The organism is Pseudofrankia saprophytica, assembly GCF_000235425.2.
Taxonomy (GTDB): Bacteria; Actinomycetota; Actinomycetes; order Frankiales; family Frankiaceae; genus Pseudofrankia; species Pseudofrankia saprophytica.
Genome location: NZ_KI912266.1, coordinates 2,617,285 through 2,633,471, shown reverse-complemented (window position 1 = coordinate 2,633,471; position 16,187 = coordinate 2,617,285). Strand labels below are relative to the sequence as shown.

The window sequence follows — 16,187 nt, the reverse complement described above, 5'->3', positions numbered from 1 at the left end:
GCGCCACCACCCAACGGCGCCACTTCCGTTGAGCTGTGATGTGGGTCATACTGTGGATATTGTATAAATCTGCCTGGCGACGGTCCGGTCGCGCGCCGACATCGCCCCAGGTCAGCTGGATCCGAAGCGGAGCTGCCCGAGATGCTGGATTCCAAGATCGTTGGCGGCCTGGTGGTGGACGGGACGGGGACGGCGCCGTTCCGGGCCGATGTCGGCGTCAAGGACGGGCAGATCGTCGATGTCCACCGGGTGGCCGGCGCCGGCGCCGGTGCCGGCGGGATCGAGACCGAGGCCGCCGAGACGATCGACGCGACCGGCAGGTACGTACTTCCAGGGTTCGTGGACATCCACACCCATTACGACGGACAGGTCACCTGGGACTCGCTGCTGGAGCCGAGCAGCTCGCACGGGGTCACCACCGTGGTGTCCGGCAACTGCGGCGTCGGCTTCGCGCCGGTGACCCCCGGCCGCGAGCCATGGCTGATCGAGCTGATGGAGGGCGTCGAGGACATCCCGGGCACGGCGCTCACGGAGGGGATGACCTGGGGCTGGGAGTCCTTCCCCGGCTACCTCGACCGGCTCGCCGACCGGGAGCTCGCCGTGGACTTCGGCGTCCAGGTCGCGCACGGGCCGGTCCGGGCCTACGTCATGGGCGACCGCGGCGCCCGCAACGAGGCCGCCACCGCCGACGACATCGCCGCCATGGCGCGTCTCGTCCAGGAGGCGGTCGAGGCCGGCGCGCTCGGCTTCTCGACGTCGCGGACGGTCGCCCACCGGGCGATGAACGGCGAGCCCGTCCCGGGCACCTATGCCGCCGAGGACGAGCTGTTCGGGCTTGGCCGGGCGATGGCGCGCGGCGGGCGGGCCGTCTTCGAGCTGGCGCCGACCGGCTCCGCCGGCGAGGACCTCGTCGCCCCGGCCCGCGAGCTCGACTGGATGCGCCGTCTCGCCAAGGAGATCGACCGCCCGGTCTCCTACGCGCTGCTCCAGGTCGATGCCGCCCCGACCATGTGGCGTGAGCTGATGGAGTCCTCCGCCGCCGCGTTCCAAGCGGGATCGCCGCTGTACCCGCAGATCGCCGCTCGCCCGTTCGGGATGCTCATCGGTTTCGCCGGCCACCACGCCTTTACCCACCGGCCGTCGTTCCGCGCGCTCGCGCACCTGTCTCCGGCGGAGCGCGGCTTCGAGCTGGCGAAGCCGGCGGTCAGGAAGGCGATCCTGGCCGAGGAGGACCTGCCGGTCGACCGCGCGAGGCAGTTCGACGGCATGAAGGACCTGATCGCCTTCAGCCTGGACCGGCTCTACGCGATGGGCGATCCGCCCGACTACGAGCCGACCCGCGAGCAGACGGTCGCCGCCATCGCCGAGCGGCGCGGGGTCGGCGGCCTCGAGGCCCTCTACGACCTGATGCTGGAGCAGGCCGCCGGCACCGACCATCCGGCGACGTCCATGCTGATGATCCCGTTCTTCAACTACGCCGAGGCCAACCACGACGTGATCCGCGAGATGCTCACGCACCCGGCCGGCGTCTCCGGCCTGTCCGACGCCGGCGCCCACTGCGGCATGATCTGCGACGCCTCCTACCCGACGTTCCTGCTCACCCACTGGGTCCGCGACCGCCACCGCGGCGCCCGGCTACCGCTGGAGCACGTCGTCAAGAAGCAGACCTCCGACACCGCCGCCCTGTTCGGCCTCGGTGACCGCGGCGTCCTCGCCCCCGGCAAGCGGGCCGACCTCAACGTCGTCGACCTCGACCGGTTGACCCTGCACACCCCGCGGATGGCCTACGACCTGCCCGCCGGCGGCCGCCGCCTGGTCCAGGACGCCTCCGGCTACGACCTCACCATGGTCGCGGGCACGGTCACCCGCCGCGACGGTCTTGACACCGGCGCCCGCCCCGGCCGGCTGATCCGCGGCGCCCGCTGATACCCCGACGACCACCCCGACGACGCGGAGGGCGTCGGGGTTGGTAGGTCGCTCCTGGGGCGTTCATCAAACGGGTCTTTCGACCCCCGTGCCGAGCATCAGTGGGCCTTTCGCTGCGCGAAAGGCCATGGCCGGCCGCGCCGAACTCCCCTACCCGGAGTCGGCGGGCAGGTGTTCGCTGGTGGAAGCGAGGTGGAGCACCTCGGCCCGCCGACGCGCCGAACGCGACGGCAGGCGGTCAGTCGAGGACGGTTACCCACGAGGACACGCGGGCAACAGGCGGGACAGACATGGAAACGACAACCAGGGCCCCTCTGGAATCCGTCACGGACAAGGTCGTCAGAGCACGGGACAAGGTCGTCAGAGCACGGGACAAGGTCGTCAGAGCACACCCCACAGGGCGGCGGCTCACGCCTGACATGATCTGGCGCGCGCTCGGCAAGGCGTCGTTCGCGACCGTCTCGCACGTCACCCCATCCGGGCAGCCGCGCTCGAGCGGAGTCCTGTACACGGTCACCGACCGGCGCCTCTACGTGGTCACCGGCGTGGAGAGCTGGAAGGCGAAGCACATCGCGGCCACCGGGCACGTCGCGGTGACGGTGCCGGTACGCAGGGGCGGGCTCCTGTCGCTGCTGGCGCCGATTCCGCCGGCGACGATCAGCTTCCACGGCCGGGCGGTCGTGCATCCCGCCTGTTCCCTGGACGACGGCTCGCCGGCCGCGAAGCTGGTCTCCAGGGTGCCGCCGGAGCGCAGGGCGGAAAGCCGCGTCATCGAGATCGCCCCCGAAGGCGACTTCGTCTGCTACGGCATCGGCGTGCCGTTGCTCCGGATGCGCGACCCGGCCCAGTCCCGCGCGCGGGTGGCTGTCTCCTGACGTCCACGGAAGCTCAGGACGCGTTCACCAGGCAGGTGGCTGACAGGTGGGCGAGCGCCCGATCGGCCGGCGGCCGACACACGGCTGGGAGACGGTCATGCCGGCACGGACAGCTCAGGCGGACGGGGCCGCCGCCAGGCGCGAAGGCGCCGGGACGCGCAACCCCGTGGCCAGGTACAGCGTCGGATCCACCATGACGCGCGGACGCCGTGTCACCGCTCTGTGCGCGTTCGCCGCGTGCCTGGCCGTGCTCCCGGCCTGCGGCGGGGACGGGAAGGGCCAACCGGCGGGCACGACGTCCAGCCCCACTGGCGGCCTGGCCACCGCCACCGCCACGGCTTCGCCGGGTGGCACCGGCCAGGCGACGGCTTCGCCGACTGGGCCGACCCCGAGCGGGCCCGCGAGCCAGCAGCCGTCCCGGCCCGCGACGCCACAGCCAGGCACAACGAAGCCAGGCACGGCGGGGCCGCCGCCGACGACGACGCAGGGGACCGCGCTGCCGGCGCGGCTGCTCGGGAAGGACTGGGAGCGGATCCCGACGGACCGCAAGATCGTCGCGTTGACCTTCGATGCCGGCGCCAACGCGGACGGCGTCGCCCCGATCCTCGCGACGCTCGCGCGCGAGCATGTTCCGGGCACGTTCTTCCTCACCGGGCAGTTCGCCAACAGCTACTCGTCGAAGGTGCGCGACATCGCGGCGTCCGGCGGCCGGATCGGCAACCACTCGTCGACCCACCCGTACTTCACGAAGCTCGACGACGCCGCGCTGCGCAGCGAGGTGCTGGGCGCCCAGCACGACATCCAGGCGGCGAGCGGCCGGGATCCGCGGCCATTGTTCCGCTTCCCCTTCGGCGACCGGAACGCCCACGACATCGCCGCTGTGAACGCCCTCGGCTACGTGCCGGTCCGCTGGACGGTCGACACCCTCGGCTGGCAGGGCACGTCCGGTGGCCGCAGCGCCGCGTCCGTCACCGCCCGCGTCGTCGACGCGCTCCAGCCCGGCGAGATCGTTCTCATGCACCTGGGCTCCCACCCGCAGGACCACTCGACACTCGACGCCGACGCACTGCCCGGCATCATCAGCGCCCTGCGCGACCGCGGCTACGGCTTCGTCACCCTCGACACCCTCCTCGGATAGCCCCCGAACTGCCTGGAGCGGCCGGAGCCGGGAAGAAGACCGTCATGGACATCCAGCGACGATCAGACGGCCCGCGACGATCAGACGGCCCGCCGACGCGCGTCCGGCTTTCGCGCGCGCCAGGCTGGCGCATGCCCACGGGCGCTGTCAAGGTCGACCGCACCACCCCCTGGGGCAACCCGTTCGACCATCGCGGTCCCGGCCGGGACCGCACCGTCGCCATCCGCGAGTACGCCGCCTGGCTCGGCGGCGAGGGCCCCGACGAGCTGCCCGCCGGCCACCGCGCCGTCTCGCGTTCCTGGGTCCTCGCCCACCTCGACGAGCTCGCCGGTCACCCGCTCGCCTGCTGGTGCCCCCTCGACGGCCCCTGCCACGCCGACGTCCTCGCCGCGCACGCCCCCACCAGCGGGCCCGCACGACCTCCACCAGCCGCCACTGAGGTCGTGGCCGGCAGGCCGCGCTCGTCGCCGAGGGGTGAATTGCGGTCACGATTTGTCCGGACCGGTGGATAGCTTGGCCTTATGCACGCCGCCGACAGTCACGACCTCATCCGTGTCCACGGCGCTCGCGAGAACAACCTGAAGAACGTGAGCGTCGACATTCCCAAGCGCCGGCTGACCGTTTTCACCGGCGTGTCGGGCTCCGGTAAGAGCTCGCTCGTCTTCGGCACGATCGCGGCCGAGTCACAGCGGCTCATCAACGAGACCTACAGCGCCTTCGTGCAGGGCTTCATGCCGAGCCTGGCCCGCCCCGACGTCGACCTGCTCGAGGGGCTCACCACCGCGATCATCATCGACCAGGAACGCATGGGCACGAACTCCCGGTCGACGGTGGGAACCGCCACGGACACGAACGCGCTGCTGCGGATCGTGTTCAGCCGGCTGGGTGTGCCAAGCGCCGGACCAGCGTTCCACTACAGCTTCAACCTGCCCGCCGGCGCCTGCCCGCGGTGCGAGGGCATGGGCTCGGTGACCGACATCGACCTCGACGAGCTGTTCGACCGGGAGAAGTCCCTCGCTGCGGGCGCAATCACCATCCCCGGTTACACCGTCGACGGCTGGCAGGTCCGCGTCTTCACCGCCTCCGGGTTTCTCGACCCGGACAAGCCGATCCGGGACTACAGCGAGCGGGAGCTACGGGACTTTCTCTACAAGGAGCCCGTCAAGGTCAAGGTCGAGAGCATGAACCTGACCTACGAGGGTCTCGTCCCGCGAGTCCAGAAGGCGTTTCTTCAGAAGGACAAGGAGGCGTTGCGGCCACACGTCCGGGCTTTCGTGGAACGGGCGGTCACGTTCACCGCCTGCCCGGAGTGCGGGGGCGCCCGGCTGAACCAGGCCGCGCTCGCCTCCCGCATCGGCGGCGTCAACATCGCGGACGCCTGCGCGATGCAGATCAGCGACCTCGCCGACTGGGTGCGCGCGCTCGACGGGTCATCGGTCGCGCCGCTGCTGGCGACCCTGCGGGCGACTCTCGACTCGTTCGTCGAGATCGGGCTCGGCTACCTCGGCCTCGACCGCCCGTCCGGGACGCTGTCCGGCGGCGAGGCGCAGCGGACCAAGATGATCCGCCACCTCGGGTCGAGCCTGACCGACGTCACCTACGTCTTCGACGAGCCGACCATCGGGCTGCACCCGCACGACATCCAACGCATGAACGACCTGCTGCTGCGCCTGCGCGACAAGGGCAACACCGTGCTGGTCGTCGAGCACAAACCGGAGACCATCGCGATCGCCGACCACGTCGTCGACCTCGGCCCCGGCGCCGGGAACACGGGCGGGACGGTGTGTTTCGAGGGCACCGTCGCCGGGCTGCGGGCGAGCGGCACCCGCACCGGCCGCCACCTCGACGACCGGGCGGCGCCGCGGACCGTGACCCGCGCGCCCACCGGGAAGCTGGCGATCCGCGGCGCGAACCGGCACAACCTGCGCGACGTCGACGTCGACATCCCGCTCGGCGTCCTGGTCGTCGTCACCGGGGTCGCGGGGTCGGGCAAGAGCTCCCTCATCCACGGCTCGATCCCGAAGAGCGCCGGTGTCGTCTCGGTGGACCAGGCCCCCATCCGAGGCTCACGGCGCAGCAACCCGGCGACCTACACCGGCCTGCTCGACCCGATCCGGAAGGCCTTCGCGAAGGCGAACGGGGTCAGGCCCGCCCTGTTCAGCGCCAACTCGGCGGGCGCCTGCCCGAACTGCAACGGCAACGGCGTCGTCTACACGGACCTCGCGATGATGGCCGGGGTCTCGACCGTGTGCGAGGAATGCGAGGGACGGCGCTTCCAGGCCGAGGTGCTCACGTACCGGCTCGGCGGCCTGGACATCAGCGAGGTGCTCGCCCTGTCGGTCGACGAGGCGGCGGAGTTCTTCGCGAGCGGGCCGGCGAGGACGCCGGCGGCGCACGCCGTCCTCGCCCGGCTGGCCGACGTCGGCCTCGGCTACCTGCGCCTCGGCCAGCCGCTCACGACCTTGTCCGGCGGGGAGCGCCAGCGGCTCAAGCTGGCGATCCACCTGGCCGAGACCGGCGGCGTCTACGTGCTCGACGAGCCGACCACGGGTCTGCACCTCGCCGACGTCGCGCAGCTGCTGGGGCTGCTGGACCGGCTCGTCGACGCGGGCGCGTCGGCGATCGTGATCGAGCACCATCAGGCGGTCATGGCACACGCCGACTGGATCATCGACCTCGGCCCGGGCGCAGGCCATGACGGCGGGCGGGTCGTGTTCGAGGGAACCCCGGCCGCCCTGGTCGCGGCCCGCTCCACGCTCACCGGCCAGCACCTCGCCCAGTACGTCGACGCGTAGCCGTCCCCAGCCGCCGAGGCTACGGCTACGGCTGGCCAGGGCTCAGGTCCGGCCGAGGTTGCGGGTGATCGCCTGCCGGGCGGCGGCGAGGACCTCGGCCCGGCCGGGACTCGCGGCAGGGGACGGCATCGTGCCGCGCGGCTCCTCGTCGCCATCGGCCACCCGGGCTGGGAGGTCCTGGTCGGCGACGGCCGAGTGGTCGGCGACGGCCGAGGCGTCCGGAGCGTGGTCGGCGGCGGCGGCGAGCAGGGCCGCGGGGGCGTGGTCCCCGAGGCGGCGCAGCAGGTCGGCGAGGTTGCGCAGGGTAGTCCACAGGTGTATCCAGTTCCCGGTGCGGGCGAAGTAGTCGATCACTTCGCGGTAGCCGGCCAGCGCCTCGTCGACCCGGCCGGCACGGGCTCGCACGGTCAGCAGCCCCACGGCCGCGATCCCGACGAGGAAGGTGGCACCGGAGCCGCGGGCCAGGTCGATGGCGGCGGTGTACCGCTCCTCGGCGCTCTCGTCGCGGCCCGCGTGGTTCTCGACCTCCCCGGCGACATAGGCGTCCCAGGCGCGCGATGACGGTGACACGGACACCACCGAGCCGCGTTCGTTCAGTCTCCGGGCACGCTCCAGGTCACCCGCGTAGGTCGCGGCGAGGGCGGCGACACCCAGGTTCTCGCGCGGGCGGCAGTCGAGCTCGAAGGCCGCGAGGGAATGTTCGATCGTCTCGGCATACGCGCCGCGGGCCAGGGTCGAGATCGACAGTGGCAGCAGGCAGCACGACCGGGCCGCGTCGTCGGTGGCAAGCGCCAGTCCGATGCGCGCGAGCCGCTCGGCCTGGGCATATGCGCCACGGTGGTACAGGGCGTCGGCGGCCGCGCCGAACACCGGGGCGGCGTGCCGATGGGTGGCCATCGCGGGGTCGGCGGCCAGTTCCTCGGCCCAGCCCCGGATCTCGATGAGATCGCGGTAGGCGATCGCGTCGTACAGCGTGACGACCAACGCGGCCGCCGCATCGAGATCCCCGCGGTCGCGGGCCAGCCGCCAGGCGGCCCGCAGGCTCGGCAGCTCGCGGCGCAGGGCCGCGTCGGCCTCGGGCTCGCGCTCCGTGCGCACCACGGCGTCGAACCATCCCGCGAACCGGCAGGCCCAGCGCAGCAGGTGGCCGGCGGCGGCCTCGTCCTCGCCGGCCGCTGCGAGCCGGTCCACGCCGAAGGCCCGGAGCGTTTCGAGCATCCGGTACCGCGGCTGCCCGGCGGCGAAATCCGCGTTGATCATGGAAGTGTCGACGAGGCGGGCGACGGCGCCGCCGGGATCGCCGGCCAGGCCAAGGTCCGCGGCGAGCCGTTCGGCGGTGTCGAGGCCGACGCCGTCGACGAAGACCGACAGATGGCGGAACAGGCGCCGTTCGTCAGCGGTGAGCAGCCGGTAGGACCACTCGATGGTCGCCCGCAGCGTTCGGTGCCGCGGGTCGCCGCTGGGCCGGCCACCGCCGAGCAGGTCGAGCGAGCGGTCCAGCCGATCTCGCAGGTCGGAGAAGGAGAAGGCCGAGAGCCGGCCCGCCGCGAGCTCGATGGCCAGTGGCATCCCGTCGAGCCTGCGCACGATGTCGGCCACGGTCCACAGCTCGCCCGGCGTCGGCGCCAGCCCGGGCCGCACCCGGCCGGCCCGCTCGAGGAAGAGCGCCACGGACGGCACGCGGGCAAGGCCGGCCGGGTCGACGGGATCCGTCTGGCCGCCACGGTCCGTCGGGTTGGCGGAGTCCGGCAGGCCAGCTGGGTCCGCTGGGTCCGCTGCAGCCTCGAAGCCGGCCGGAGCCGCGAGCGCCTGGCCGGACGGGCGAGGAAGCGGCAGCGGCGCGAGCCGCCAGACGTACTCCGCGGCCAGGCCCAGCGGCTCGCGGCTGGTGGCGAGCACCGTCAGCCGTGGGCACCTCGACAGCAGCGCGCCGACCGCGTCATGTGCCGCGTCGAGCAGGTGCTCACAGTTGTCGATCATCAGCAGGCCGGGACGCGCGCCGAGGACCGCGGCGCAGGCCGCCAGGACGTCGCCCTGGACGACCTCCAGGTCCAGGGCCGCCGCCAGCGCATGCGGCAGCGCGGCCGGGTCGGTGACGGGCGCGAGCGGCAGCACCGTCGCGACGTCACTCGACCGGGCCACCTCCAGCGCGACTCTGGTCTTGCCAACGCCGCCGGGCCCGACGAGGGTCACCAGCCGTTCCGTGGCAAGCAGCCGGTGCAGCGCCCCCACCTGCCCGTCGCGGCCGAAGAGCCGAGTCGCCGGGTGCGGCGCCGACCGGAACATCGGGGGCATCGGGGACGGCGAGGGCATCGGGGGTGCGGGCCTCGGGGACGGCGATGGCGGCGCGGGGGCCGCCATCGAGGGTGGCGGTGGCCCAGCGGCCCCGGCGGCGACGTCCCGCACCAGGGCATCCAGCGCCGGGGACGGATCCAGGCCGGTCTCCTCGACGAGCTGGCGCCGGTAGGCGGCCGCGACACGCAACGCCTCCGGTGCCTGGCCGGTCGCCGCCAGCGCGCGCATTGACAGCAGCACCGCGGGCTCGCGCAGCGGCTCGGCGGCGACGGACGCCGCGGCAAGGCCGGCGACCGCGGCCGCCTCCCCCTCGGCGAGTCCGGCCGCGACCAGCGCGTCGATCACCTCCCGGCGCAGCCGCGCGCAGCCCTCGATGGCGGCGGCGATCGGCTCGACGTCGCCGAGATCGGCGAGGACCGGGCCGCGCCACAACCCGTGTGCCCGGCGCAGCCGCGCGAACGCGCCGGCCGGATCCCGCCGCGCGGCGGCCAACAGGGCACGGGCTTGCGTCAGGTCCAGACCGTCGTCGCCGAGCTCCAGCAGATAGCCGTCGGGAAGCGTGCGCAACCGGCCGGCCGCCGCGGCCAGCTGCCCGCGCAGCCGATGGATCTGGCTGTGCAACGCCTGGCGGCCCGACTCCGGGACCTCCGCCGGCCACAGCGCGTCCACCAGCCGGTCGACCGGAACGATCCGGCTCTCGGCGAGTGCCAGCAGCACGAGCACGGCGCGCTGCTTCGGGCCGCGCACGTCGACCGGCACGCCGTCGACGACCAGCCGCAGCGGACCCAGCAGTTCCACCCGCACCGGCGCGAACCCATCCACCGTCGCCCACCCCCAGCGCGCCAGCATTTCCCGTCCCAGCCGCGATGGGGCGGACCTGACGAGAACCCGTCAGCCCTCCGAACCGTCGGCCCGTGGACGCCGTCCGAGGCCAGCGCGTCGTGGTTCCGCCTCGATCGGCCTTACGGCCGGCGCACCTCGTTCGAACCGGCCGCGTGGGCTCGATCAGAACCTGCCGCGAGCGCCACGTTAGCGGCGTGTCAGCGCATGCAAGTCGCGTGCAAGGCCACCGGCCGAATCTTTCCCTCGTCGGCCGGCACCAGCCCCGGCGGACGACGAGACGCGGACGGAACTACGAAGCACGGAAATGAGGAGACAGTCATGGACCACGCCAGGGTGATGGACTTCCTCGGGAGGGCCGTCAACGATCTCTCGGCCACCCACGCCGCCGGCTCGGTGGTGATTGGTCATCGGCTGGGCCTCTACCAGGCGCTCGCCCAGGGCCCCGCGACGCCGGAGCGGTTCGCCGAGCGCACCGGCTGCAACGAGCGATACCTGACCGAGTGGCTGCGGGGGCAGGCCGCCGGCGGCTATGTCGGCTACGACCCGGCTAGCGGTGAGTTCTCGCTCACGCCGGAGCAGGCGTTCTGCCTGGCCGACCCGAACGGTCCCAACATCCCGGGAGCGTTCCTCCTCTCGCTCGGCATGCTGCGGGCGGAGCCCCAGATCAGCGAGGCGTTCCGCACCGGCGCCGGTTTCGGCTGGCACGAGCACCACGAGGACGTGTTCCTCGGCTGTGACGCGTTCTACCGCCCCGGTTACGTGGCCGAACTGGTTCCCAGCTGGATCCCCGCGCTCGACGGGGTGGACGCGAAGCTGACCGCCGGGGCGCGGGTCGCGGATCTCGGCTGCGGGCTGGGGTCCTCGTCGATCCTGATCGCCGAGGCCTACCCGCGCACCACCGTCGTCGGTCTGGACTACCACGCCGAGTCGATCGAGCTGGCCCGCAAGAAGGCCGCCACCGCCGGTCTCGCGGACCGGGTCACCTTCGAGGTGGGCACGGCGCAGACGTTCACCGGCGGTGACTTCGACCTGGTGGCGATGTTCGACTGCCTGCACGACCTGGGCGACCCGGTGGGCGCCGCCCGGCGGGTGCGCGAGGCGCTGGCCCCGGATGGGACCTGGCTGCTGGTCGAGCCCTTCGCCGCGGACACGGTGGAGGGCAACTTCAACCCGGTCGGGCGCGCGTACTACAGCGGCTCGACGTTCATGTGCGTGCCCAACGCGCTCTCCCAGCCCGGCGGTCACGCGTTGGGCGCGCAAGCGGGCGAGGCGGCGATCCGGCGGGTGACGGCCGAGGCTGGCTTCACCCGGTTCCGCCGGGCCGCCCAGACCCCGTTCAACATCGTCTACGAGGTCCGCCCGTAACCGCCCTGCCGCGGGAAGGGCGCGCCGCCTCCAGGGTGCTCGATCTGTCCGTCAGGACGATCACAGCCCCTGGAGGAACCGGCGGCGGGGAACCACCGAGAGCCACGCGCCGGCGAACTGTCCGGACCGCGGCATATGGTGCGGTCGGTTCGGGCTCCGCGGCCAGCCCGCCCCACGGCCACGGATCGGATGTGGCGAGACACGCCGAAGTCGGGCGAACGTGCCACGGTCGCGTCCGGCCGGATAATGCGGAGCCGGGGTGATCGCGGTCCGGGCGTGCACGCTCCGAGCACGAGCACGAGGACGCGCGGCGGGCGCTGGGCGACAGACGGCGCGACGGTGGAGGTGACGGACCCGGTGACGGTGACGGAGGCTGGTGGCCGCAATGGCGCGCCGTCGAACGGCACGCGCCAGGCGACTCCGGACGACGCGGCCCTCGCGCCGGCCGGGCCGGCTGCCGCCCCCACAGCGGTCACCCCCCCGGTCGGGCGGGTGATGGGCACCGAAGAGGCGACCCCGCTGCTGTTCCACGTCGCGCTGAACGAGGGCAGCTACCTGCAGCTGGACGACGTGGTCGTCACGATCCGCACCGTGCCCGGGGTCGGACCGGTGATGACGGCCGGTGTGGTCACCCAGGTCGAGGCACGGCACGAGGGCGCGAGCTTCGACTCGGACGTATTCCTGATCGCCGAGGGTGTGCTGCCAGCCCAGGTGCAGGAGATCGCCGAAGTGACGACGACGCGCCTCGAACCGGAGATCTACGTCCCGCCCCGCCCGGGCGAGCTGGTGCGCCGCGCCACCGGCGACGAGCGGGCGACCGCGCTCTACTTCGACCAGATGGACCGCCGCATCCCGGTCGGCCTGGGCCGCGACGGCAGCCCGATCTACGTCAACCTGGAGTTCCTGGACGGCACCCGCGGCGCGCACGTCTCCATCAGCGGCATCTCCGGCGTCGCGACGAAGACCAGCTTCGCGCTGTTCCTGCTGTATTCGGTCTTCCGCTGTGGCGTGCTCGGCCGGGCGGCGGTGAACGCGAAGGCGCTGGTGTTCTCGGTCAAGGGCGAGGACCTGCTGTTCCTGGACCGGCCGAACATCCGGCTGACAGACGAGGTCCGCGCGGTCTACGACCGGCTCGGGCTGCCGGCCGAACCGTTCGCGTCCGCCGGCTTCTTCGCCCCGCCGCTGCCGGGCGACACCACCGGCCGCCCGCACGTCGCGGCACGGACGTCCGGCGTGAGCGCGTTCTGGTGGACCCCGCTCGAGTTCTGCCGGGAGGAGCTGCTCCCGTACGTCTTCGCGGACTCCGAGGACGATCGCCAGCAGTACACGATGGTCGTCCACCAGGTCACCAACCGGCTGCGCCTCGACGCCGTCCCGTTCGGCGCGGACGGCGGCGTCAAGGTCGAGGGGCAGGTCCTGCGGACCTACGAGGAGCTCGTCGACTTCGTCATCGACCGGGTGAACGACGAGGGCGCGCGGGCGAAGTGGGCAGGGCCGGCGACCGGCGCGGGCACGGTGAACGCGTTCGTGCGCCGGCTGCGCTCGTCGCTGCGGGCGCTGCGCACGGTCATCCGGGCTGACCTGCCGGACGCCGCGGGCCGGCGGGTCAGCACGGCCGGCCACCAGGTGACCGTCGTCGACCTGCACAACCTGCCGGAGCGGGCGCAGCGGTTCGTCGTCGGCGTGGTGCTCGCGGCGGAGATGCGGCGCAAGGAGGACGCGGGCCCCGGCGGGCTGCTGTTCACGATGCTCGACGAGCTGAACAAGTACGCGCCGCGGGACGGGACGAGTCCGATCAAGGAGGTGCTGCTCGACATCGCGGAGCGCGGCCGGTCGCTGGGCATCATCCTGGTCGGCGCGCAGCAGACGGCGAGCGAGGTGGAACGGCGGATCATCGCGAACAGCGCGATCCGGATCGTCGGGCGGCTCGACCCGGCGGAGGCGGCCCGGCCGGAGTACGGGTTCCTGCCGCCGAGCCAGCGCGCCAGGGCGACACTGGCGAAGCCGGGCTCGATGTTCGTCACCCAGCCGGAGATCCCCGTCCCGCTGGCCGTCACGTTCCCGTTCCCCGCCTGGGCGACCCGGCCGTCGGAGGCGGGCGACGACGACGCCCTCACAGCGCCGGCGACGGCCGCCGGCGGGCCCGCGGTGCCCGCGCCGTCCCGCCCGGACCCGTTCGGCCAGCTACCCGACCCCGACGACGACCCGCCGCCCTTCTGACCGCGCGACCGCGCGACCGCCTGACCACCTGATCGCCCGACCGCCTCCACCGCACCGCTCGTCCAACGGCCGGCACGCCCCGCGCCCGGCCGCGCCGCGAAGGACAGCTCGCCATGAGGTTTCTGCACACGTCCGACTGGCACATCGGCAAGTCGCTGAAGGGCCGCAGCCGGCTCGACGACCAGGAAGCGGTGCTGCGCGAGGTCGTCGGCATCGCCCGCGCCCAGGAGGTCGACGCGGTGCTGGTGGCGGGCGACGTCTACGACTCGGCGGCGCCGTCCGCGGAGGCGCAGCGGCTCGCCGTCCAGACGCTGCTCGGCCTGCGCGGCACGGGCGCCGAGGTGATCGTGATCGCCGGCAACCACGACCATCCGCGCTCGTTCGAGGCATACCGGCCGCTGATGCACGCCGCCGGGATCACGATGGTCGGCACGGTGCGCAGGGCGGACAAGGGCGGGGTCGTCCCGTTCACCGCCCGCGGCACCGGCGAACCGGTCCGGGTGGCCGTGCTGCCGTTCCTGTCGCAGCGCTACGCGGTGCGCGCCGCCGAGCTCGTGACCCAGACCCCGGCCGAGAACGCGGCGAGGTACGACCAGATGGTGCGCGACCTGCTCGCCGCGCTGTCCCGCGGTTTCGACGACGACGCCGTCAACCTGGTGCTCGCGCACCTCACGGTGACCGGCGGGAGGTTCGGCGGCGGCGAGCGGCTGGCGCAGTCGATCTTCGACTACTACGTGCCGGCGACGGCGTTCCCCGCCGACGCGCACTACGTCGCGCTCGGCCACCTGCACCGCCGCCAGACGCTGCCGGCGCCCTGCCCGGTCGAGTACTGCGGCTCCCCGCTCGCCGTCGACTTCGGCGAGGAGGACTACACGCCGGTGGTCCGGGTCGTCGACGCGTCGCCGGGCGTCCCGGCGAAGGGCGTGGACATCCCGGTCACGGCGGGGCGGCGGCTGCGGACGGTGCGCGGCGCCGTGGCGGAGCTCGCGGAGGCGGCTGCCGAGTACGGCGACGCCCTGCTGCGGGTGTGGGTACGCGAGCCGGCGCGCGCCGGGCTGCGCGAGCAGGTACTGGAACTGCTGCCGAACGCGCTGGAGGTGCGCATCGACCCGGAGTTCGCCGCCGCGGCCACCGGTTCGCGGCCCAGCCGCCTCGCGGACGGGGGGCAGCGCGGCCCGACGGACCTCTTCCACGAGTACCTCGGCACGCAGAACATCGCCGACGACCGGGTGGAGGCGCTCTTCGCCGCCCTGCACGACGAAACTGTCGGAGCCGACCGGCATGGTTAGCCCGACGGCCCCGGTCGTCGTCGCTGGTCGGGAGGCCGCCGGGGGCCGACGGGCGCCGGAAGGAGAGAGCTGATGCGACCGGTGCTGCTGGAGATCGCCGGTTTCGGCTCGTTCCGGGACCCGGTGGCGGTGGACTTCGCGGATGCTGACTACTTCGCGCTCGTCGGGCCGACCGGGTCCGGCAAGTCGACCGTCATCGACGCGATGACGTTCGCCCTCTACGGTTCGGTGCCCCGGTGGAACGACCGGCGGATGGTGTCGCTGGCCCTTGCCCCGACGGTGGCGCGCGGCACGGTGCGGCTGGTGTTCGACGCGGCCGGCAGCCGCTTCGTGGCGGCCAGGGAGCTGCGCCGGATGGCCAGCGGCGGGGTCACGGTGCGCAATGCCCGGCTGGAGAAGCTCGCCGACCCGGCCGGGCTCGGCGCCCCCGGCGACCAGACCGAGGTGGTCGCGGCGGACTCCGAGGTGAGCAGGGCCGTCGAGGCGCTGCTCGGCCTGAGCTTCGAGCACTTCTGCGTCTGCGTCGTGCTCCCCCAGGGCGACTTCGCCGAGTTCCTGCACGCCAAGCCGGCGGACCGGCAGAAGATCCTCACCAAGCTGCTCGGCCTGGGCGTCTACGACGAGATCCGCGTCGCCGCCAACAACCGCGCGACCGAACAGCGCCACCGCGCCGAGGTGCTCGACAGACAGCTCGACGGCTACCGCGACGCCACCGAGGAGGCCGAGGCCAGCGCCGCCGGCCGGGTGGACACGCTCGTCGAGGTCGCCGGCCTGGTCGACGCGGCGCTCGCCGACGTCGCCGCCAAGGCCGGCGCCGCCCAGGAGGCCACCGCCGAGCTGGACCGGGCCCGCGCCGAGCGGGACCTGCTGGCGGCGGTCCGGACGCCGGCCGGCGTCGCCGAGCTGACCACCCGGCTGACCAGCGCGAGCCGGACCGCCGCCGAGACGGCCGAACGCCGGCAGGCGGCCGAGCGGGCCGACACCGCGGCCCGCGACGACCTGGCGGCCGCGCCCGCACGCGCCCCGTTGGAACAGGCCAGCCGTGACCACGACGAGCTGGGACGGCTGCTCGCGGCCCAGCCCGAGGCCCAGGCCACCCACACGGCCGCCCGCGCGGCCCTCGACCGGGTCACCGCCGCGGTCGCCGAGACCCGAGGTGCCCGGGACACCGCGGCAGTCGCGCGGGACGAGGCCGCCCGGCGGGCACGGGAGGCGGCCGACGAGGTGACCCGGCTGCGGGCCGACCGCGACCTGCTGGCCGGTGTACGCACCCCACCGGGTGTCGTCGAGGTCGCGGGGCTGCTGCGCGCCGCCCAGCGCGCCGCCGCCGAGGCCGCGCGGCACCGCCAGGCCGCGGAGCGGGCGGACGACGACGCCCGGGCCGCGCTCCTCACCGCTCCCGACCGGGCCGTTCTGGAACGGGCCCGCGAGGCGCATCACG

10 protein-coding genes are annotated in these 16,187 nt (G+C 73.5%); 9 read left to right on the top strand and 1 reads right to left on the bottom strand.

Features of this window, described 5'->3' with window-relative positions; genetic code table 11:
* Positions 1 to 141: 141 nt before the first annotated feature.
* The 5 genes from FRCN3DRAFT_RS0210945 (at position 142) to FRCN3DRAFT_RS0210915 (ending at position 6,734) form a co-directional block, all read left to right on the top strand.
* Complete coding sequence (locus tag FRCN3DRAFT_RS0210945; RefSeq protein WP_007514687.1) at positions 142 to 1,926, top strand: N-acyl-D-amino-acid deacylase family protein; 1,785 nt, start codon at positions 142 to 144, stop codon at positions 1,924 to 1,926.
* A 419-nt stretch (positions 1,927 to 2,345) separates the two neighbouring features.
* A complete protein-coding gene (locus FRCN3DRAFT_RS0210935) occupies positions 2,346 to 2,801 on the top strand; it encodes a pyridoxamine 5'-phosphate oxidase family protein (RefSeq protein WP_027140465.1) in 456 nt (151 codons plus the stop codon).
* A 193-nt stretch (positions 2,802 to 2,994) separates the two neighbouring features.
* Complete coding sequence (locus tag FRCN3DRAFT_RS0210930) at positions 2,995 to 3,939, top strand: polysaccharide deacetylase family protein (RefSeq protein ID WP_106410431.1); 945 nt, start codon at positions 2,995 to 2,997, stop codon at positions 3,937 to 3,939.
* A 44-nt stretch (positions 3,940 to 3,983) separates the two neighbouring features.
* Positions 3,984 to 4,451 carry a DUF4326 domain-containing protein gene (locus tag FRCN3DRAFT_RS43885; RefSeq protein WP_083401448.1) on the top strand — a complete coding sequence of 156 codons (468 nt, stop codon included), beginning with the start codon at positions 3,984 to 3,986 and terminating at the stop codon, positions 4,449 to 4,451.
* Between the two features lie 9 nt (positions 4,452 to 4,460).
* Positions 4,461 to 6,734 (top strand): ATP-binding cassette domain-containing protein, encoded by a 2,274-nt coding sequence (locus FRCN3DRAFT_RS0210915; protein ID WP_007514683.1) that lies wholly within the window; start codon positions 4,461 to 4,463, stop codon positions 6,732 to 6,734.
* Between the two features lie 42 nt (positions 6,735 to 6,776).
* Here FRCN3DRAFT_RS0210915 and FRCN3DRAFT_RS0210910 read toward each other — a convergent pair whose 3' ends face one another.
* Positions 6,777 to 9,851, bottom strand: coding sequence for an AfsR/SARP family transcriptional regulator (locus tag FRCN3DRAFT_RS0210910; protein ID WP_035927375.1), 3,075 nt, complete (start codon positions 9,849 to 9,851; stop codon positions 6,777 to 6,779).
* A 339-nt stretch (positions 9,852 to 10,190) separates the two neighbouring features.
* Here FRCN3DRAFT_RS0210910 and FRCN3DRAFT_RS0210905 point away from each other — a divergent pair, with 339 nt between their 5' ends.
* The 4 genes from FRCN3DRAFT_RS0210905 to FRCN3DRAFT_RS43875 all read left to right on the top strand — a co-directional run.
* Entirely contained in the window at positions 10,191 to 11,237 is a 1,047-nt protein-coding gene (locus FRCN3DRAFT_RS0210905) for a class I SAM-dependent methyltransferase (RefSeq protein ID WP_007514681.1), read from the top strand.
* Positions 11,238 to 11,594: 357 nt separating this feature from the next.
* Positions 11,595 to 13,457, top strand: coding sequence for an ATP-binding protein (locus tag FRCN3DRAFT_RS0210900; protein WP_007514680.1), 1,863 nt, complete (start codon positions 11,595 to 11,597; stop codon positions 13,455 to 13,457).
* A 113-nt stretch (positions 13,458 to 13,570) separates the two neighbouring features.
* Entirely contained in the window at positions 13,571 to 14,746 is a 1,176-nt protein-coding gene (locus FRCN3DRAFT_RS0210895) for a metallophosphoesterase family protein (protein ID WP_007514679.1), read from the top strand.
* 72 nt (positions 14,747 to 14,818) lie between these two features.
* Positions 14,819 to 16,187 (top strand): AAA family ATPase (locus FRCN3DRAFT_RS43875; RefSeq protein WP_007514678.1); only part of this gene is annotated, 1,369 nt, incomplete at its 3' end.

What these genes read in the sequence shown, in the direction of transcription:
- FRCN3DRAFT_RS0210905 (WP_007514681.1), top strand. Translation starts at nt 10,191, where the DNA reads ATGGACCACGCCAGGGTGATGGACTTCCTCGGGAGGGCCGTCAACGAT.
- FRCN3DRAFT_RS0210915 (WP_007514683.1), top strand. Translation starts at nt 4,461, where the DNA reads ATGCACGCCGCCGACAGTCACGACCTCATCCGTGTCCACGGCGCTCGC.
- FRCN3DRAFT_RS0210930 (WP_106410431.1), top strand. Translation starts at nt 2,995, where the DNA reads ATGACGCGCGGACGCCGTGTCACCGCTCTGTGCGCGTTCGCCGCGTGC.
- FRCN3DRAFT_RS0210945 (WP_007514687.1), top strand. Translation starts at nt 142, where the DNA reads ATGCTGGATTCCAAGATCGTTGGCGGCCTGGTGGTGGACGGGACGGGG.
- FRCN3DRAFT_RS0210895 (WP_007514679.1), top strand. Translation starts at nt 13,571, where the DNA reads ATGAGGTTTCTGCACACGTCCGACTGGCACATCGGCAAGTCGCTGAAG.
- FRCN3DRAFT_RS43885 (WP_083401448.1), top strand. Translation starts at nt 3,984, where the DNA reads ATGGACATCCAGCGACGATCAGACGGCCCGCGACGATCAGACGGCCCG.
- FRCN3DRAFT_RS0210935 (WP_027140465.1), top strand. Translation starts at nt 2,346, where the DNA reads ATGATCTGGCGCGCGCTCGGCAAGGCGTCGTTCGCGACCGTCTCGCAC.